The 20,063-nt window shown below is 36.1% G+C and carries 19 protein-coding genes; 8 read left to right on the top strand and 11 right to left on the bottom strand.

Annotated features, from left to right (window positions below; all coding sequences use genetic code 11):
- The first annotated feature begins 10 nt into the window (after positions 1-10).
- Positions 11-1,057: a PA0069 family radical SAM protein gene (locus EL260_RS00160; RefSeq protein WP_123858292.1), complete on the top strand. Its 1,047-nt coding sequence runs from the start codon at positions 11-13 to the stop codon at positions 1,055-1,057.
- Positions 1,058-1,096: 39 nt separating this feature from the next.
- Here the strand turns inward: EL260_RS00160 and EL260_RS00155 are convergent, their stop codons facing one another.
- Together EL260_RS00155 and EL260_RS25395 are read right to left on the bottom strand one after the other, a co-directional pair.
- Positions 1,097-1,267: a bacteriocin-like protein gene (locus EL260_RS00155; protein WP_123858291.1), complete on the bottom strand. Its 171-nt coding sequence runs from the start codon at positions 1,265-1,267 to the stop codon at positions 1,097-1,099.
- Between the two features lie 142 nt (positions 1,268-1,409).
- Complete coding sequence (locus EL260_RS25395; RefSeq protein ID WP_164464428.1) at positions 1,410-1,574, bottom strand: bacteriocin-like protein; 165 nt, start codon at positions 1,572-1,574, stop codon at positions 1,410-1,412.
- Between the two features lie 216 nt (positions 1,575-1,790).
- Here EL260_RS25395 and EL260_RS00150 point away from each other — a divergent pair, with 216 nt between their 5' ends.
- Positions 1,791-2,060 carry a bacteriocin-like protein gene (locus EL260_RS00150; RefSeq protein ID WP_123858290.1) on the top strand — a complete coding sequence of 90 codons (270 nt, stop codon included), beginning with the start codon at positions 1,791-1,793 and terminating at the stop codon, positions 2,058-2,060.
- Between the two features lie 44 nt (positions 2,061-2,104).
- On the opposite strand, the gene EL260_RS00145 is transcribed toward EL260_RS00150, so the two are convergent.
- Positions 2,105-3,055: an isopenicillin N synthase family dioxygenase gene (locus tag EL260_RS00145; protein ID WP_123858289.1), complete on the bottom strand. Its 951-nt coding sequence runs from the start codon at positions 3,053-3,055 to the stop codon at positions 2,105-2,107.
- 84 nt (positions 3,056-3,139) lie between these two features.
- Here EL260_RS00145 and menD point away from each other — a divergent pair, with 84 nt between their 5' ends.
- Positions 3,140-4,816: a 2-succinyl-5-enolpyruvyl-6-hydroxy-3-cyclohexene-1-carboxylic-acid synthase gene (menD, locus tag EL260_RS00140; RefSeq protein ID WP_123858288.1), complete on the top strand. Its 1,677-nt coding sequence runs from the start codon at positions 3,140-3,142 to the stop codon at positions 4,814-4,816.
- Here menD and EL260_RS00135 read toward each other — a convergent pair.
- Together EL260_RS00135 and EL260_RS00130 are read right to left on the bottom strand one after the other, a co-directional pair.
- Entirely contained in the window at positions 4,813-5,439 is a 627-nt protein-coding gene (locus tag EL260_RS00135) for an aminotransferase class IV (protein ID WP_123858287.1), read from the bottom strand. The genes menD and EL260_RS00135 overlap by 4 nt on opposite strands.
- Entirely contained in the window at positions 5,423-6,400 is a 978-nt protein-coding gene (locus EL260_RS00130; RefSeq protein ID WP_123858286.1) for an aminodeoxychorismate synthase component I, read from the bottom strand. Before EL260_RS00130 ends, EL260_RS00135 begins: the two co-directional genes overlap by 17 nt.
- A gap of 45 nt (positions 6,401-6,445) precedes the next feature.
- On the opposite strand from EL260_RS00130, the gene EL260_RS00125 reads away from it, so the two are divergent.
- The 4 genes from EL260_RS00125 (at position 6,446) to EL260_RS00110 (ending at position 9,318) form a co-directional block, all read left to right on the top strand.
- Positions 6,446-7,171: a hypothetical protein gene (locus EL260_RS00125; protein WP_123858285.1), complete on the top strand. Its 726-nt coding sequence runs from the start codon at positions 6,446-6,448 to the stop codon at positions 7,169-7,171.
- Positions 7,172-7,242: 71 nt separating this feature from the next.
- Entirely contained in the window at positions 7,243-7,980 is a 738-nt protein-coding gene (locus EL260_RS00120) for a beta-carotene 15,15'-monooxygenase (protein WP_123858284.1), read from the top strand.
- 11 nt (positions 7,981-7,991) lie between these two features.
- Positions 7,992-9,071 (top strand): AI-2E family transporter, encoded by a 1,080-nt coding sequence (locus tag EL260_RS00115; protein WP_123858283.1) that lies wholly within the window; start codon positions 7,992-7,994, stop codon positions 9,069-9,071.
- 19 nt (positions 9,072-9,090) lie between these two features.
- Positions 9,091-9,318 (top strand): DUF3820 family protein, encoded by a 228-nt coding sequence (locus EL260_RS00110; RefSeq protein ID WP_123860621.1) that lies wholly within the window; start codon positions 9,091-9,093, stop codon positions 9,316-9,318.
- A gap of 69 nt (positions 9,319-9,387) precedes the next feature.
- On the opposite strand, the gene uvrB is transcribed toward EL260_RS00110, so the two are convergent.
- Positions 9,388-11,379 (bottom strand): excinuclease ABC subunit UvrB, encoded by a 1,992-nt coding sequence (uvrB, locus tag EL260_RS00105; RefSeq protein ID WP_123858282.1) that lies wholly within the window; start codon positions 11,377-11,379, stop codon positions 9,388-9,390.
- 186 nt (positions 11,380-11,565) lie between these two features.
- Here uvrB and EL260_RS00100 point away from each other — a divergent pair, with 186 nt between their 5' ends.
- Positions 11,566-12,783: a PQQ-dependent sugar dehydrogenase gene (locus EL260_RS00100; RefSeq protein ID WP_123858281.1), complete on the top strand. Its 1,218-nt coding sequence runs from the start codon at positions 11,566-11,568 to the stop codon at positions 12,781-12,783.
- Between the two features lie 110 nt (positions 12,784-12,893).
- Here the strand turns inward: EL260_RS00100 and EL260_RS00095 are convergent, their stop codons facing one another.
- From EL260_RS00095 to EL260_RS00075, 5 genes are all read right to left on the bottom strand, one after another.
- Positions 12,894-15,332 carry a TonB-dependent receptor plug domain-containing protein gene (locus EL260_RS00095; protein ID WP_123858280.1) on the bottom strand — a complete coding sequence of 813 codons (2,439 nt, stop codon included), beginning with the start codon at positions 15,330-15,332 and terminating at the stop codon, positions 12,894-12,896.
- Between the two features lie 162 nt (positions 15,333-15,494).
- Positions 15,495-16,652: a pyridoxal phosphate-dependent aminotransferase gene (locus EL260_RS00090; protein WP_123858279.1), complete on the bottom strand. Its 1,158-nt coding sequence runs from the start codon at positions 16,650-16,652 to the stop codon at positions 15,495-15,497.
- Between the two features lie 3 nt (positions 16,653-16,655).
- Complete coding sequence (locus EL260_RS00085; protein WP_228445245.1) at positions 16,656-17,813, bottom strand: FAD-dependent monooxygenase; 1,158 nt, start codon at positions 17,811-17,813, stop codon at positions 16,656-16,658.
- Positions 17,814-17,977: 164 nt separating this feature from the next.
- On the bottom strand, positions 17,978-19,354 hold the full coding sequence (locus EL260_RS00080; protein ID WP_123858278.1) for a tryptophanase: 1,377 nt from the start codon (positions 19,352-19,354) through the stop codon (positions 17,978-17,980).
- A 91-nt stretch (positions 19,355-19,445) separates the two neighbouring features.
- Positions 19,446-20,063, bottom strand: a complete 618-nt coding sequence (locus EL260_RS00075) for a DUF502 domain-containing protein (RefSeq protein WP_123858277.1) — start codon at positions 20,061-20,063, stop codon at positions 19,446-19,448.

The following is a 20,063-nucleotide window of genomic DNA, read 5'->3' as shown; positions in this document are numbered from 1 at the left end:
TTACATCAGAATGTCAAACGAAAATTTCATAAAAGGTCAGGGAGCTCAGCGAAACGTTATCAATCGTTTCGACAGGTATACCTATGAACCTGAGGATGAGGATTTCGAAACCATAAAGACATCCTTTACCGAAGTCTTTCCAAAAACTATTGTAAATCAGGTGAAAAGTGAGGATCTTCCAATGGAATATTCTATGAATCCCTACCAGGGTTGTGAACATGGTTGTTCCTATTGCTTTGCCAGACCTACCCATGAATATTGGGGATATAGTGCAGGGATTGATTTTGAAAGAAAGATCATGGTAAAAAAAAATGCTCCTGAACTGCTGGAGAAATTTTTTCAGAAAAGAGGATATAAAGCAGCCCCTATTTTGCTTTCTGGAAACACCGATTGTTATCAGCCCGCTGAAAGGCAATTTGAAATTACCAGAAAACTCCTACAGGTTTGTCTTGACTATAGACACCCTGTCAATATTCTGACAAAAAATGCTTTGGTATTGAGGGATTTGGATATCTTAAAACCAATGGCGGAACAGAACCTGGTTTCTGTATCATTAAGTATTCCTACCATTAATGAAGAATTGAGAAGGAAAATGGAGCCTAGAACCAGTTCTGCCCCTAATAAACTAAAGGCTATTGAAATTCTTACCGAAAATAAAATTCCTGTTCATGTAATGATAGCGCCCATTATTCCTGGACTAAATAGTGATGAACCTTTGAATATTTTAAAATCAATTTCTGATGCCGGAGCATTGGGATTTGGATATACATTAGTTAGATTAAATGATACTGTAGAGCCTGTTTTTGTTAATTGGATTGAATCTCATTTCCCGGACAGAGCGCAGAAAGTATTGAATCTGATCCGCTCTATGCGTGGAGGAAAATTAGGTGATAAAAGGTATTTTGAGAGACAGAGAGGAGAGGGAAATATTGCTGAAATGATTCATACAACCTTTAAAATAGGAAGGAAAAAATTTTTTGAAGGAAAAGAGTTTCCCAAATTGTCGACAACTAATTTTACAGGAACAAAAGATCAACAGCTAAGACTGTTTGATTAAGTTAAATTAAAAAAACGCTCCGAAGAGCGTTTTTTGTTTTTAATAAATAATAGGCTGCTCACCGTCAGGACAAAAGAATTCTACTCTGCATAATTCTCTATACTGTTTGCCGTCACTACACCCATAAAAACATTCTCCGGGATAAGGGAAACTTATTCCTCCGGAAATTGTCTTCAATTTGTTTTTACTTAATTTCTTTAAATTTTTCATATTGCATGATTTTGGTTTAAATAAAGATATGAAAATATTTATAAGTATTTGTATACTAGTGTTTTATTTTTGTTGTAGCTGAATATGAGACAATAAAAAAGCCGCTTTAACAAAGCGGCTTTTTACATCTTGCTAAATTTCCTTACATTGTTTCTCCACCTGTAACGGGGCATTTAAAATCATCACTGCAATCTGCACAAATCACAGTTCCGTTGCAATAGTACATACAGAATTCTGGTACAGGCAATTGAGCTCCTCCAGAAATACCTTTCAATTGGTCTTTTCTTAGTTTTTTTAAATTTTTCATATGGATTTAATTAAAAATTTGATAGCATAACAAAATTAAATAAAATATTTTCAATTATATGAAATGTAATGAGAGAAAAATGAAAATTATTTAAAAAAAATTTTTATAATGTGATTCTTATATTTAAATATTTGATTATTAAAGAAATAAAAATTAATTTTAGAGGAGCGATATCCGAAAAGCTTATAGAGTAGGAAAAACTAAATACCAAAAACTATGAAAAATTTCAAAAAAATTTCAAGAGAAGATCAAAAGACAATGATTACGGGAGGTGTAGGACCTGCCTATTGTTTTGAAGGGGAAGGTCCGGGTACAGGTGGTTGCGCATCAGGATATATCTGTTCAGGAGGGAAGTGTGTGCCTTATGGTGGTGGCCCTGGTGGTGGTGAAAATCCAGGTGGTGGCAGTAGCTATACCTGTATTTGCCCATGGGGGACTTTCACACAGGATACTCCTTGTCCGGAGTTTTACTGTATAACAGGATAAAAAAAATAGTCAGTAATTTAATTACTGACTATTTTTTATTATGTTTATTTCTTAATCAAACCTAATTCTATCAATCTTTCATGTAAGAATTCTCCAGCTGTTGTGTCTTCGTATAACTTGGGATTGTTTTCGTCTACACAGTTGTCAAGAGCATTTAATGACATAGCACTGATAGGGTGCATAAAGAAAGGAATTGAGAATCTTGAAGTACTCCACAATTCTCTTGGTGGGTTTACCACTCTATGAATGGTAGATTTCAACTTGTTGTTGGTATGTCTTGAAAGCATATCTCCAACATTAATCATTAACTCATCCGGTTCTGCGATCGCATCGATCCATTCTCCGTTGTGGTTTTGAACCTGAAGACCTTTTCCTTGTGCTCCCATTAAAAGGGTGATCAGGTTAATGTCTCCGTGGGCAGCTGCTCTTACTGCATCATCCGGTTCTTCAGTGATTGGTGGATAGTGAATAGGTCTTAAGATTGAGTTTCCTTCAGCGATTTTATCGTCAAAATAAAACTCATCTAAGCCAAGGTGTAGTGATAACGCTCTTAGAACATATTGTCCTGTTTTTTCAAGCATTTGGAACGCCTCTTTACCTACTTCGTTGAATTTCGGAAGTTCATCAACGATTACATTGTCAGGATACTCAGCTTTGTATTTTGAATCCTCAGACAAATACTGTCCAAAGTGCCAAAACTCTTTTAAGTCTCCTTTTTTGAAACCTTTTGCAGTTTCTTTACCGAATCCTACATACCCTCTCTGGCCACCAATTCCCGGAATCTCATACTTCTGTTTCGTTTCCACTGGCTGGTCAAAAAAGTTTTTTACCTCTCCATATAAATCTTCTACAAGGTTGTCATCAAGAAAATGGCCTTTTAAGGCTACAAAACCAATTTCTTCATAAGCTTTTCCGATTTCATTTACAAATTTCTGTTTGCGTTCCGGGTTACCCGAAAGGAAATCACGCAGGTCTACACTAGGTATTTTATCCATTTTTAGAAATTTACGAATAGCAAAATTACATTTTTTTTAATTTAAATGATTTTAAAATCATTATTTATAAGTTAAATTTGCTGTATGAAAAAATATTCTTCTAAGAGAAGTATCCAAATACTTGCACATCTTCTTCAGCAGTACGGAATTGCAGATGTTGTAATTTCACCGGGATCAAGGAATGCTCCTTTGGCGATTCATTTTTCAGAAATAGACCGCTTTAATTGTTACAGTATTGTAGACGAAAGAAGTGCTGCCTTCGTAGCAATGGGGATGGCTAAAAGTGAGAAAAAACCAGTCGCAATTACCTGTACCAGCGGATCTGCAGTAGTTAATTATTATCCGGCGGTTACGGAAGCTTTTTATCAAAACATTCCCCTTTTGGTACTGACAGCTGACCGACCGACTGATTTTATTGATATTTTTGATGGGCAGACGATCAGGCAGAAGGATGTTTTTCATCAGCATTCTTACGGAGACTTCCAATTGCTGGAAGACAGCAAAGAAAATGCAGAAGATATTAATTTTGATACCATTAAAAAGGCTATTGAGCTTTGCTTTGAAAAGCAAGGACCTGTACATATTAATATTCCTTTGGAAGAGCCATTGTATGACTTGGTATCAGAACTTCCAACTTTTCCAACAGTTGAAAAAACAATCAAGCATAAAGAGTATGACATCCCATCCAACCTAATTGCAGATTGGCATACATCTCAGAGGATTATGCTGTTAGTGGGAACAAGAGATTACAGCCCGGAGTTGGAAAATCAGTTGACGCAATTGGTTAAAAACCATTCTGTAGTTGTACTGAGCGAAGCAAATTCCAATTTGTATCATGAGAAGTTTTTCAGGCACATAGACCGTTATATCTTCAATTTTACAGAAGAAGACTACAAAACCTATGCTCCAGACCTGTTAATTACGATAGGACAGAATGTGGTTTCCAAAAAAGTAAAACAGTTTCTGAGAAGTGCAAGACCAAAGCAACACTGGCATCTGGATGAAGTTTGGCAACCAGATACGTATTTCTCATTGACAGAGAAAATAGAGGTAAAACCGGAGATGTTCTTTTCTAAATTATTAAAGTTCATTAACCTGGAGCCAAGACCTTATTTTAACTTGTGGGATGTTTTAAGAGATAAAAAAGATGCCAAGCACCAGCAATTTTTAAATACGGTAGAGTTTTCAGATTTTTATTTCTTTAATAAAGCGGCACAAACTGTTCCTGAAAATTATAACATCCATTTCAGCAATTCGTCCGGGATCAGATATGCACAGTTGTTCGATTTTGGCAAAAGAAAAATGTACTGCAACAGAGGAACCAGCGGAATTGATGGTTCAACATCTACTGCAATGGGGTTTGCTATTAAAAATGCCAATCCAACTTTGCTTATTACCGGTGATTTAAGCTTCTTTTATGATATCAATGGTCTTTGGAACCAATATATTCCTCCTTTTGTAAGAATAATGATCTTCAACAACGGAGAAGGGAATATTTTCAAGATTATTCCGGGACCTGGAAATGCCAACCCGAATACGTTAGACGAATTTATTGCTACCAAACACCGTAAAAATGCTGAGCATTTAGCCAAGCATTTCGGCTTCTCTTACATTAAGGTGGAAGATGAACTGACGTTGGACAGAGTATTGGAGAACTTCTTCAAACCTGATGCGCAGCCAAAGATCCTGGAAGTAAATACTTATGGGAAAAACAGTGCTGACATTCAGAAAGCTTACTTTAATTTCATGAAAGAAAACTAAAGATCAAGATATTCTTCATTTCCTGGCAGATTCATAATTCTGTCAATAGGATAGATAAACATATCATCAAAGTCGTTTAAAGCATTGATGAGTTGAAAGTGGCTGAACTGCTTTATATTTTGTAGAGTAATTTCAGCCTCTTTTATTTTCTTATTTTTCAAAAGATGTTGTCTTTGTACTCCATTCAACAGATAAGAGTTTGGGGTAAACCAGTCTTTACCCTTTAAAAATAAAAGGTTGGAAAAAGAAGTGTCGGTGATATGGTTATTTTTCACAATGATGATTTCCTCCGCTTTGGATTTCATCTTCATTTTATCTAATTCTTTGCGGTCTTCAAATTTGAATGAGTAATCGAAGCTATTGTTTTCTACCAGTTGAAAATCCTGAATTTCGGGGATTGCATAAGGAATCATTTGAGTACGAATTCTTTTGTCCAAATCATAGGAAATTCTTAATTTAAAAAGTCCGTCTTCATCGTGCTCCAGATTTTTGTAGATTTTGGCCAGATCAATAGATCCCTCTTTTCCAAAATGAGAGAATGTTTGATTAACACGTTTTTGATGGAGTTCTAAGAGAAAAACCTCCTGATCTTCTACCTTAATGCTTTCAATGAATTGGGACATAGATTTTATTTTTCATTTCCTGATATTCGTCTTCTAATTTACTCATGTGCGTTATACCGCCTCCGCTTTTGAAATAGAGCCTATTATCCTCTTTTTCAATAAAACGTATCATCACACAGCTGTCGACATTTTGACCATCGAACCAGCCACAAACTCCTGTGTAGTACCCTCTATCATAGCCTTCTGCCTCCAGAATTATTTCCAGCGTTTTAGGTTTGGGTGCACCTAAAATAGATCCTGCAGGGAGCAATTTTTGCATAATGCTTCCTAATTTTCCGTTAAATTCAGGTTTTAACATTCCTGAAATTTCTGAGCTCATAGCATATAAATCTTTCTGCCGCGTTTTGAGGAAGTCAATATGCTGAAACTGATCTACACATACGTCATCTGCTACCATGCTCAGATCATTACGGAGCAAATCTACTACCGTATAATGCTCAGCTTTTTCCTTCGGATCATTCTTTAGGATTTCTGCTGCATTTTCTATGGAAGCATCAATCGTGCCTTTCATAGGATAAGTCAAAATTTTCCCGTCAATAATCTTTACAAAAGTTTCAGGAGAAAAAAATACAAAAAAATCTTTATAAAAAACCTTATACTTAGCCTCAGAGTGATAAAAAATTTCTTCAAGGCTTAAATTGGTCTCAATTTCAGTTCTTCGGGTATAGTTTACCAGATAGGAATTTCCGAGACGAATATTTTTCTGAACTTTATCAAAGCCGGTTGTAAAGTTTTCCAGAGTTTCCGGAAAGGATTTCCATTCTACTTTTTTATCAATTTTTTGTGCCTTTTTTACATTTGAAAACGTTTGAAAATCAATTAATAAACCTGATTTTTCGATCTCATTTTCTTTATAGAGTTCTACATTCTCTGAAAGAAAATCGATAACAAAGAAATAGGGAACTTTCTGAAGAGAAAGTTCGTCCATTTCCATAAATTTTTGATGATTCACTGAAAACATTCGGCAAAAATAATTATTGATGTTTACTTTTGCATAAAATTTTTTATGATGCAGAGTAAATATCCTCAGAAACCGGGAATTGATTTTATATTGAAGCAGGCTTTTTTCTATTGGAATAAAACACTGGTTTTTCAGTTGATGTTTTCAATGATATTTTTTGGAATCTTTCTTACCTCTCTGTTCTTCTTCGGAGACAGGTATGGAATATGGGAGCAGAATCAGGTGCTCACAGAAGCTTTGAAAGAAGGAACAAAGGCCTATATGGAAAAGATAGGACAATTAAGTGCTACGGAAAACTATCAGATGTTTACCCTTGCCATCTGGGCAACTACAGCATTTTTGTATCCCCTGAATCTTGGAATGTTTCAGATCTTCAGAAAACTGGATCTTAACGAAAAAATGGAATTGGGAGATTTGTTTGTAGGCTATAACGGAATTAACTTTTTTAAGTATCTGGGATATTATCTTTTCTGGTTTATGATTTACAGGTTTACAGTTCCTACGATTCTTTTGGCCATTATCTGGGTAGCTGTGACGGTATTTGTAGCACCCTTGATGTTTTTTACCAATAAAAGGATATTTGAAGCAATTTCCTTAAATTTTAAAGCCCTTAGAATGTATTTTGTAGAAATCATGGTATGTGTGTTTGTTGCTGTTTTGTTTAAATACCTGGGGTTCAGTTTGTTTTTAATCGGAGGACTTTTTACATTTCCTTTCTGGAATGCCATGATTTATTCTTTATATAAAACAATATTTTCAGAAAAAAGCTAAAATTCAGTTAGGTTTAATGTGTTTTTTATCAAAAAAAGTTAAATTTGATAAAATCATTAAATATTTAAACTATGTCTGAATTTAACGAATTTGATCAGCAAGGTTCTGTTCCCAATAGGGAAACGGGATCAATCATTTCACATGCCTTTGAGATGTATAAAGGAGTTTTTGGGTACGCTATTGTTGCCATGATAGTTTATATCGTTGGAGGAATTATTATCCAAAGTCTTACCGGTTTCAATTCTGCAGCCATCATGGAAGAAATGAAAACTTCAGGTGATTACGGAAATTTTAGATATTGGGAAACTCCTGGATTCTCAATGTATATGACATTTTCCAGCCTTTTTTTACTGTTATTGACTCCACTGTATGTAGGTTTGATCTATATGGTGAATAAATTCAATACCAAAAATCCGATTGAGTTCTCCGATCTCTTCATTGGATACCGCCAGAATTTTGTGAATATATTAATCTATAGCTTCATTTCAGGGATTATTTCTTCTGTTGCGTTGACGCTTTGCTTTCTTCCGTTTATTTTTATTTATCCGTTTCTGTTATTAGGATATCCTATCTTATTATTTGAAAATTCTTCAGCTATTGATGCTCTAAGTAAGTCATTCAATATTGCAAAAGAGAATTACGGAACATTATTAGGAGTAAGTTTCCTTGGGCTTTTAATCTCACTGGCAGGTATTATTTTATGTGGAATCGGGTTTATCCTAACAGCACCATTCATCATGGTCGTAATGTATTCTGCATACTGTGCCTTTGTTGGCAAGCCAAGACAAATCACGTACACTAAACAATAAAATAACAATTGATGAATAAAGACAATCAAATAAGCAGTGTTGCCATAAAGCAGATTTCTTTGCTCGCCATTATTTTGGTGTTGGCAGGTTTAATCTGCTTTAATCTTGCATTGTTTATTCCATCAGTTTTAGGAGCTATTACCATTTATGTGGTTTGCAGAAAGTATAATTTCTATCTTCAGGAAGAAAAAAAGTGGAAATCTTCTCTTGCTGCCTTCGTATTAATGTTTGCGAGTCTTATCATACTGATTCTGCCTATTTATTTCATTGCAGATCTGATTATTGATAAATTAGGGAACGCACAGGCTTATATGGACAAATTCAATGTGTTTTTAGATAAAATACATTCCTATATCCAAACCAAAACAGGTTTTGATATTTTGAGTCAGGAAAATATGGATAAGCTGAAAAGTTTTGTAGGGAAATTTTCTACCTCAGCATTGAGTGGGACATTCAATACCCTGACAGTAATAATGTCCATGTACTTTATCCTGTATTTTATGTTGGAAAAGCCGAGATTATTTGAGAGAATTCTAACAAATTCAGCGCCTTTAAAGCGCTCAAATATTTCATTGCTGGGCGAGAAACTAAGGAAACTCATCATGGCCAATGCTATTGGTATTCCTGTAGTGGCAATTGGTCAGGGGATTGTTTCGCTTATTGGATATCTGATATTTGGAGCTCCTGGAGCGGTATTGTTATTTGCTCTGACAGCAGCTTCTTCTGTTATACCGGTTGTAGGAACGGCTATTGTGTATGTGCCGGTCTGTATATTTATGATTGCAGAAGGGAACACAGCACAAGGGCTTGGTCTTGCAATTTATTGTGTAGTGGTAGTAGGGCTTACAGATAATCTGCTTCGTTTCACACTTTTAAAGAAACTCGAAAATATCCATCCTCTGAATACGGTATTTGGAATTATCATGGGTATGAACCTGTTTGGGTTTATGGGACTTATTTTTGGCCCTATTCTGATCTCATTTACCCTTCTTTTGATACAGGTATACAGAAATGAATTTTCAGATGAGAATGCGCCTCCTGATCTGGAATTACCCAACAATCAGGATGAAATAAAAAATAAATTGATTTAATTGTATAAAAGTGGAGGGAATAAATCCGGAAATATTAAAAGAAATCTGTGTTTTTAAAATGCCATTTGGCAAATACGAAGGAACAGTCTTGATTGATCTTCCGATAAGTTATCTGGAATGGTTCAATAAAAACGGAATGCCTAAAGGTAAATTGGGCATGCAGTTGTCAACTGTTTATGAAATTAAACTAAATGGTTTGATGGATCTGTTAGCTCCGATCAGAGCTTCCGTAAGAAACGGATTATAAAAAAGTTCTGTTTTATGATATACAATCGGCGGCTTCGAAGAAGCCGCCGATTATATTTTATGAATTATGCTAAGCCTTTAAAGCTGAAATTTCATCTCTCAGCTTAGCCGCTTTAATAAAATCAAGATTTTTAGCTGCAGCTTCCATTTCTTTTTGCTTCTGTTCAATAATCTTTTCAACTTCGTCACTGGCATAAGTAGCTTTAACTTCAGCAACCTTTTGAAGAATTTCTTTTTGGGTATATTTTTCATCTGGAAAATCTTTGCTTCTACCCACAAGATTCTCAGATATTTTTTTATTCAGTGCTTTGGGTACCATGCCGTTATCTTCATTGTACTTCATCTGTTTTGCACGGCGGTATTCGGTTTCATCCAATGTTGCCTGCATAGATTTGGTGATCTTATCAGCATACATAATGGCTTTTCCGTTGATATTTCTCGCAGCACGCCCTACGGTCTGAATCATGGATCTTCTGCTTCTCAACATTCCTTCCTTATCAGCATCTAAAATAGCAACTAATGAAACTTCCGGTAAATCCAAACCTTCTCTTAATAAGTTGACCCCAATCAAAACATCAAAAAGCCCTAAACGTAAGTCCTGCATAATCTGGATACGTTCCAGCGTTTCAACATCGGAATGAATATATCTTGTCCTGATCCCGAATTTGGTGAAGTATTTGGTGAGCTCTTCCGCCATTTTTTTGGTTAAGGTGGTCACCAGAACTCTTTCATCAGCATCAGCTCTTTTCTGTATTTCTTCCATTAAATCATCAATCTGATTTAAACTTGGTCTTACTTCAATAATAGGATCAAGAAGTCCTGTAGGACGGATGATCTGTTCAATATAAGCACCGCCTGTCTTTTCCAGTTCATAATCTGCTGGAGTTGCAGAAACATAGACTACCTGATTTTGAATGGCTTCAAATTCTTCAAATTTTAAAGGCCTGTTATCCATAGCGGCAGGAAGTCTGAATCCATATTCTACTAATGCTTCTTTTCTGCTTCGGTCACCACCATACATAGCATGAACCTGCGGAACTGTTACATGGCTTTCATCAATAACCATTAAGAAATCCTTTGGGAAATAATCGATCAGGCAGAAAGGTCTTGTTCCCGGAAGTCTGCCGTCAAGATATCGGGAATAGTTCTCAATTCCTGAACAATATCCAAGCTCCTTGATCATTTCCAGATCCAGTTCTGTTCTTTCCTGAAGTCTTTTGGCTTCTAGTGGTTTTCCTATAGAGCTGAAGAAATCTACCTGTTTTACCATGTCATCCTGAATATCTTTGATCGCTCCATTTAGTGTTTCCTTTGATGTAACAAAAAGGTTCGCCGGGTAGATCTGTATTTGATCAAAATTATCTTCTACATTTCCGCTAACGGGATCAAAACTTTGAATTTTTTCGATTTCATCTCCAAAAAACTGGATTCTGATCGCATTATCTGCATAAGCAGGGAAAACATCAATAACATCCCCTTTTACGCGAAATGTTCCTCTTTGGAATTCATTTAATGTTCTCGCATATAAAGCATTAACTAAAGAGTGTAGAAGTGCTGTTCTCGTAACTTTTTCACCAATAGCAATGGAAATTAAAGATTTATGAAATTCCGTTGGGTTCCCAATACCGTAAATACATGAAACGGAAGCTACGATAAGAACATCTCTTCTCCCTGAAAGAAGGCTTGCTGTAGCAGAAAGACGTAATTTTTCAACTTCTTCATTGATACTCAGGTCTTTTTCAATATAAGTTCCGGTTGTGGCAATATAAGCTTCCGGCTGATAGTAGTCATAGTAACTGACAAAGTACTCCACTGCATTTTCAGGAAAGAATTCTTTAAACTCCATGAAAAGCTGTGCCGCCAGGGTTTTATTATGAGCAAGAACGAGGGTGGGACGTTGAACATTTTGAACAAGATTAGCAACCGTAAAGGTTTTCCCGGATCCTGTTACCCCAAGAAGAGTCTGGTATTTTTCACCAATCTCTATTCCTGCAGTTAATTTATCAATGGCTTGGGGCTGATCCCCGGTGGGTTTGTATTCTGATTGAAGCTTGAAATCCATAAGAAAGAATGTATAGAACAAAAATACGAAAGAAATTATTAGGCGTGATAAAGTTTTGATGATGAATATTTTCCACATTAGTTCTTTTTATTCACACTATGTATTATAGTTGTTGTCTGAAAGTTTGAATAAGCTATTTTATGGCATTATTTTTCCATTCATTTTCGAACACCTAATCATAATAGTATGAAAATCAATCAATTTTATATTCCAATGCTTAGTCTTTTTCTGACTTTATCTTCGTGTAAAAAGAATAATGCACATGCCCAACAAACCGGAAATGAAGGGAGTGTAGAGACAGAAAAACCCAATTCTGAATATCAGCCTGCATTTAAAGGACAAACACGGATAAAGGCCGTAAAAACAAATACCGCTTACAATGTGGAGATATTGAATAAAGACCTTGGGAAGCCATGGGGAATTATTAATTTACCGGATGGAAGGTTCCTCATCACAGATAAACGAGGATCTATGAATGTTGTATCAAAAGATGGAAAACAGGTCTCCAATATAGAAGGCTTTCCAAAGGTAGACTCTAAAGGACAAGGGGGAATGCTGGATGTAGCGTTGGATCCTGATTTTAAAGCCAATTCTACTATTTATTTTAGTTTTTCAGAGCCATTCGGAAAAGGAAACCTTACCTCTGTAGCGAAAGGAAAATTATCAGATGATTTTAAATCAATTTCAGATGTAAAAGTGATTTTCCGCGCAGAACCTTCTTATGATGGAGATAAACACTATGGAAGCAGGCTTGTTTTTGATAAAGATGGAAATTTATTTGTCAGTACCGGAGAAAGATCTGATAAAGAAACAAGGGTCTATGCTCAGAAAACAGATAATTATTTAGGAAAGATCATTAAGATCACCAAAGACGGATTGCCAGCCCCAGGAAATCCATTTATAGGAAAGCAAGGATATAAACCTGAAATTTATGCTTATGGAGTCCGTAATCCTCAAGGTTTAGCTATTGACCCAAACGGAAACCTTTGGGATGTGGAAATGGGCCCAAGAGGAGGTGATGAAATTAATCTTATTCAGCCAGGAAAGAATTATGGATGGGGAGATGTAACCTATGGGATTGAATATTCCGGGGCTAAAGTAGGAAAGGGTATTACCCAGAAAGAAGGTACTGAACAGCCAGTTTATTATTGGGATCCGGTAATTTCTCCAAGCGGAGTTACTTTCTATACCGGAAATATAGAAGAATGGAAAGGAAACCTTTTCATTGGATGTCTGAGTGGTGAGCATATTAACAGGATTGTGATGAAAGATAATAAAGTGGTAGGAGAGGAACGCCTTTTGGCAGACCAAAGTGAACGATTCAGAGATGTACTGGACGGAATGGATGGAAATCTCTACGCCGTCACAGATAGTGGAAAGCTTTATAGAATTTCAAAGAAATAAAAAAGACTGCTGAAAATCTTCAGCAGTCTTTTTTATAAGGAAGGAAAGGTTGCATGAGAAAAGGTTATTAGTTTAGGTAGAAGTCTTACCTTCTTTCAGTTACGAACCTTTTAAAACTTAAAATTAAGTCTGGCAAAAACCTGTCTCCCTGCAAATCCCATCTGTACCGGGTCAAAAATTCCACCCGCTTCTGTATTTCCTTCAGTTACCTGTGTTTTTTGTAGGGTTGGATATCTGTTGAATATATTTTTGCTGCCCAGAGTAAAGTTGAGGCTCTTTGAAAACTCATATCCAAAAGAGAGGTCAGTGGTTACTTTTGCGTTGTAGATCTGCTCAGCCTTATCATATCCAATTAAAGTAACCTTATCAAATCTTACCAGCTGAAGGTTTGCATTGAACTTGTTGATCTTATAGTTGAGGTTGAGGTTGATCTTTGTTTTAGGAGCAGAAGCCAGAATAAAGGCTCTTTCCCTGGTACTTAAATAGACGTCTTCTTTCCCTTGTAATTGTGGTGAAGTATTCACTTTGGTGATTTCCATATCATTATAGTTTCCAGCCAATGTAGCGGTTAATTTTCCTGAGCCCAAACTTTCATTATAACTTAGAATAAGATCAATTCCTTTAGTTCGGGTATCAATTGCATTGGAGAAGAACTGTGCCTGGTCAATATAAGGATAATCGGCTTGAACATCTCCTGGTAAATCATCTCTTGAGAAATTTCCTGTCAAAACAATTCGGTTTTTTACACTGATATAATAACCATCAATAGTTGCGGTGAACTTACCAGTATTAAAAGTAAATCCAGCACTTCCATTAACGGAGGTTTCCTGTTTCAGCTGTTCAATACCTAATCTACTGGCAAGATCACTATCATTTGAAGCCAATTGAATGGTCACCAATTTACCACCCTGGAAATTGGTGAACTGCTGACTGTAATACTTCTGAGCAAGAGAAGGAGCCCTGAATCCTGTAGAGACAGATCCACGAAAGGCAAATTGTGGGGTAATTGCATATCGTGTAGCAAATTTACCATTGAGGGTACTTCCAAAGTCATTATAGTTTTCAAACCTTCCTGCTACACTTATCATCCAGTCTTTGGTAATGTCCAGTTCAGTATCTACATAAGCGGCAAAGTTATTTCTGTTTTTACCAATATCTGTAGCATAACCAGGGAATCCTTGTGAACCTCCTGGTCTTATGTTATCGCTTGGATCAGCAAGAGGATTAGTCACTAATAAATTGTCAGGAGTATTTGAGGTTACAGGATTTCCATTAATATCATACATTGTATAGGAAGCCTCTTCTCCTTTTATGATATTGAATTTTTCATATCTGAATTCCGATCCGAACGCAATATTCAGCCCCTCAAGCACTTTAAATTGCCTTACCGCATTAAATCCGGTTGTATTTTGCAATAATGAATGTCCACCAGCATAAAATTGAGTAGGAGACTTAGGGCCTAATGTAGCGTTAACAGTATTGGTAATTTCATAAGTAAATCTATTATTTCCAAAGGCGTTATAAAAGTCTACATCCCAGTTAGCCACTTTGAATTTTAAACCATTATCAAAGGTGAAATCACTAATGCTGGTATCCTCAATGGGATCAAACCCCATTGGATAGATTTCAGGGATATTACCATTAGCTTCAGGAGTTCTTGTCCATGCATAGGCTTTCGTATTTCTGTGGGAAAAGCCTTGACGGGAGTAGAACTTCAGTCCATCGGTTAATGGAAGTTCAATATTTCCGAAAAAATAGACATTTTGAGCTTTAGCATCTCCAAAGCGCTGTCTTGGAGCATTGTACATTTCAGGATTGGCATTTCTGATTGCGTAGTCTTTGTTGATAAATTCAGCAGTGAAGTTACCAAAACCTCCCTTGTTCCCTATTTTCGTTCCCAGGTTTCCGCTGAAATCAAATGTAATCCCATCAACTTTATGATCGGAAACAACATCATTATTTCCCGGACTTTTAAAAAGATTCATTCCATAAAAAGCATTTCCTTCAAAACCTTTATCCCGATCATTAAGGATAACATTAATGACTCCGGCGATCGCATCCGAACCATATTGAGCTGAAGCCCCGTCACGCAGCACTTCAACCCGTTTAATTGCTCCGATAGGAATGGTATTCATATCGTATCCCGTATTTCCTCTTCCTTTGGTTCCAAAAAGATTAATCAGGGAAGATTGATGGTATCTTTTTCCATTAAGGAGTAAAAGAGTCTGATCCGGGCCGAGTCCTCTTAATGTAGCCGGATCTACTGCGTCGGCACCATCCGATCCGGATTGTTTATTAGAATTAAAGGAAGGGGCAGAGAACTGTAAAAGTTGGTTTACTTCTACCTGGCCCGTCGCCTGGCTTACCTGTTTGATATCGATAACATCAATAGGAACAGGAGTATTAATGACTGTTCTTTTTTTGTTTCGGCTTCCAGTAATGGCTACTTCATCTATTTTTGATTCCTTTGTCAGCGTATCTTTTACCTGCTGAGCATAAGATAGAGAAGATGCCGTAAGAAAAATGATGCTTATGTATTTTATCTTCATATTGATAATTTTGAGTGGTGGTTAACTCAAAATTATCAATATTTATTTGTAAATCAATACTTAAATTAAATATTTGTTATGAATGTCTTAATTTAACATTGTTTATGTTAAATGAAAGTAAAATAATAATTAAAATATTTGATTTAATTAAAATTTTCAACATTAAAAGCTGGTAATGATTCTGTTAATACCTTCTTCCAGAATTTCTTTGGAAGTAGAAAAACATATTCTGATGTGCCCTTCAGCTCCTTTTCCAAACCATCTTTCCGAACCGGGAACAATGGCTACTTTTCCTTGTTGTAAAACATGTTGGGCAAACTGATCGCTGGACATTCCATTTTCAATCTTCGGAAATAATACAAAAGTAGCTTCGGGAAGAGTAGGGGTTACAAGCCCTGAACCATTCAGAAGCTGGAAAGCCAGGTTTCTGTTCTGCTGTAAGTGGTTTAAGAACTCTTTATACCAAGGTTTGGCCTTTTCCAATGCAACACTTCCTGCAATTTGTGATAGAGTGGAAACACCTTCTATCGTAGAATTGAAATTGGATTTTTCTATAAAATCTTCCAGAATTTCCTGATCATTACATAGAACAGCGCCTATTCTCAATCCTGCAATTCCAAACGATTTTGAGAATCCATATACAGTGAAGCTTTTTCTTTGGGCTGCTTCAGAAACTGATGAGTACGTGTGAAAATCTCTCTCGTCATAAATAATATCACTCCAGATTTCATCACTCATTACCCATAAATCGTGAGCTGAAGCAATCTCTGAAACCTTCTTCAGTACCTCCTTGGAATATACTTTACCAAGTGGGTTGTGTGGGTTACAGATACTTATCAGTTTAGTGTGGGGATTTATTAAAGAAACCAATTTTTCGAAATCAATTTCTCCTGTTTTAGTATTTACGGGGCATAGTTTTACAGTTCCACCGGCTGTTTCTACAGATTTTTTAAATAAAAAATCTACGGGATCCAAGATAATCGCTTCATCCCCAGGTTGTAAAACATATTTAGCAATTAAGAACATTCCCTGTGCGGCACTGTTAACAGCTAAAACATTTTCAGGAGAAAAACTACCGTGTTTTTCCTGATTAAAATGATCTGCAACACTTTTTTTAAATTCAGGAAGTCCTGAAAACGGGCCATAGTTCAGATAGCCGTCTTTTATATATTCAATAATTCCCTGTTCTATTTCAGGAGCTGTTCTAAAGTCCGGATCAGCTGCTGTTAAAGGGATAATTCCGTCTTCCAGGGTAGCCCATCTTCCGTTATAGGCTTTTCTTTTTAAGGCTTCAAAGTTGATGTCGTTATTGGTGAACATTTTTTATTTGTAAGATATGGGTAAAATATTGTCTGTATGTTGATCAATCGGGAGAAGAAACTGGTTCAATAATATTCTGCCATTATTGATGTGGATTTCTATTTCAGGCTTTCTCTCCGCTTCATATTTACGGAATGCTTCTGAAATAGAAGGTTCTTCTACTAAATATTTAGTCAAGGTATGAGAATCTTTTAATGCTGAGGTCACTCCCTGACTTGTAAAAGGGATAAGTGGGTGTGCTGCATCTCCAATGAATACGATGTTATCTTTATAAAAGGGGTTTAGCTCTTCCAGTTCGTACACGCACCATAAATGTACATTTTCGTAATTCGATTGTTGTATAATGGATGAAACTAAAGGATGCCAGTCTGCAAAAAGTTCAAGCATATACTTTTTCAGGTTCTCTGACGGGTGTTCATTGACTTTATATTTTTCGTTGTCAAACTGAGAGTACCAAAGGATGGTATCATGAGAAAGCTTAAGAATTCCAAAAGTAAGTCCACCCTGATCGTGATGGAATTTCATGAAATCATTTTCAATAGAAGCTGCGATGTCTTTATTTTTAATAATATTAACGACCTCATTTTCTCTTACCTGTCTCATTTTTTCATCCTTAAAAAGGTTTCTTCTGATTCTGCTTCTGGAACCGTCAGAAACAATTGCTATTTCAGCATCTATAGTTGCTCCATCAGAATGCTTCAGTTTTCCTTTTTCTTTATCAGAAGGAATTACTGTGGCATTATAGGTTATTTTCTCAGAAGAGATATTTTTTGACAGAAGCTGGATGAGCGAATGTCTTGAAATGGCAAATACATTGTTGAGGTCCTTTTCTGCCAATTTTTTTCCTGTATGGGAATATTGGACATATTTTTTCAGAAAGCTTCCATGTTGAAAAAGAAGAGCAGGATCTATGATCTGGGTTAGATACTCAATACCTTCCTGTGGGATAAGAAAGCCATGTCCCGCCAGGTCTTCTTTTTTTCTTCTTTCGTAAATGTGATAATCAATATTGTATTTTTCGAGATAATTCGCCATGCTTAAGCCGGAAATACCAGCGCCCACGACAGCAATTTTGTTCATGTTCGGAATAATGGTTTTTTCAGGTTGGTGTTTAAATACTTTTCGGTCTGTTTTTGTGGTACAAAAGTAAATTAAAATCATTCATTATTTTTAAAAAATAAATTAAATTGATTCTGAGTTTTTGAGAAATTAGATGAAAAGCATAAAAAATATAAGGAGATATACGTGAGGTTTTGGGGAAAGTATTTGTGGAATAATTGAACAACAAAAAAAGCCGAAAATCAATTCCGGCTTTGTTTTTATACTTATGCTTTTTCAAGCTGAACAGTAAAATGTCTTAATATTTCTGGCTCCCATGTAATTTTATATCCTTTCGCAATTTCTTCACGTCTTTCATATACGTTCTTTATGGCGGCAGCAATATAATCCATATGATTATTAGTATATGTTCTTCTAGGGATCGCAAGACGTACCAATTCCAATTTTGGATAACGGTTTTGTCTCGTTTCAGGATCTCTGTCTGCCAATAAAGTTCCGATTTCTACGGTTCTGATTCCTGCTTCTTTATAGATTTCAAGACCTAAAGTCTGGGCCGGATACTCCTCACGGGAAACATTAGGAAGGAAATTTAAAGAATCAATAAACACGGCATGCCCTCCGATGGGTTTCTGAACCGGGATCCCATACTCAATAAGTTTGTTTCCAAGATATTCAACCTGGGAAATTCTGCTTTCGAGATAAGCAAACTCTGTAGCCTCATTTAGACCTACCGCCAAAGCTGCCATATCTCTTCCGGCCATTCCTCCATAAGTAATGAATCCTTCATAGATGATGGTGAAATTTGATGCTTTTCTGAATATTTCTTCGTTATTTAAAGCGATAAACCCTCCAATATTTACTAATCCATCTTTTTTAGAACTCATTGTCATTCCTTCACCATAAGAGAAGATCTCTTTACAGATTTCTTTGATGCTTCTGTTTTCCTGGCCTTGTTCTCTTTTCTTAATGAAGTAAGCGTTCTCTGCAAATCTTGCGGAATCAAAGAATACAGGAATTCCATATTGATCGGAAAGAGCTTTTACTGCTTTCATATTTTCCAGAGAGACAGGCTGTCCTCCGGAAGAATTGCAGGTAATTGTAATCAGACAGAAAGGGATATTTTCCTTAGGATTGCTTTTATAAACTTCTTCAAGTTTTTCAAGGTTGATATTTCCTTTGAAAGGATGAAGGTCATTGATATCAAAAGCTTCATCAATTGTACAGTCGATGGCATGTGCTTTTCTGAACTCAATATGTCCTTTTGTCGTATCGAAATGAGAATTTCCAGGTACTACATCACCTTCTTTCACTAAAACAGAGAACAGTACATTTTCAGCAGCTCTTCCCTGGTGGGTAGGTAATAAGTATTTGAATCCTGTAATTTTTTCAACAGTATTCTGGAGTTGCTCAAAAGAACGGGATCCTGCATAGCTTTCATCTCCGGTCATCAATGCAGCCCATTGTTTGTCAGACATTGCTCCGGTTCCGGAATCCGTTAAAAGATCGATATAAACATGTGAAGATTTTAGGTTGAAGAGATTGTAATTTGCTTCTTTAAGCCATTGTTCTCTTTCAGCTCTTGTGGATTGGTGGATTTCTTCCACCATTTTAATGCGGAAAGGTTCCGCGTACGGTAAATTCATGGGTTGGTATGTTTTTAAATTGTGTGTAAAAGAAAATGTGTTTGAAAATAATTTTCAAATTCATCAATGTACATCTAAAGAAGAATAGGTATTATTCCGGTGCTTTAAATATATTCTCATCAGAATGAAAACCGGCAACACCGCCACTTACTGCAAATTTCATAGCAGAAGCAGCAGTCATTCCTACTACAGGTTTGATGTTTTTTTCTTCAGTAACAATTACCCAGCCCGAAATGGCATAAGAATGGGGTAAATATACCGCAACGTAATTATGCTTGTCAACGTCCGACATTTCTTTTTGAGTTAAAAAGCCGATTCTCCAGATTTCCGGATTCTCATTCGTTTTTACCCATACAGGATCGTTGAATTTTTTCTTGTCACCCACAAAAGAGGACATGACGTCCTTGGTAGGAGTGTAAATATGTTTTACTCCCGGTGTTTTTTCCAGTAAGCTATCCATGGTGTCAAAAAAGAATTTTCCCACCACAAATTTATTTCCAAGATAGCCTAAAATAGCAGTAAGTAATATGATTGAAACGAAAACAAGCCCCGGAACCTGTTTTGCAAGTGAAGGAACAAGATTGTCTATTGCACTTACAATATACCAGATTACAAAAATTGTCAGTCCAATTGGTCCAATAATAACCAGCCCCTGAAAAAAGTTTTTCAGAAATAGATTGGCAATACTTTCAAAGCTTGGTTTCTTCAA

It is taken from the genome of Chryseobacterium nakagawai, assembly GCF_900637665.1.
GTDB classification, from domain to species: Bacteria; Bacteroidota; Bacteroidia; order Flavobacteriales; family Weeksellaceae; genus Chryseobacterium; species Chryseobacterium nakagawai.
Note: the sequence above shows the minus strand (reverse complement) of the source record. Positions and strands in the feature narration are given on the sequence as shown.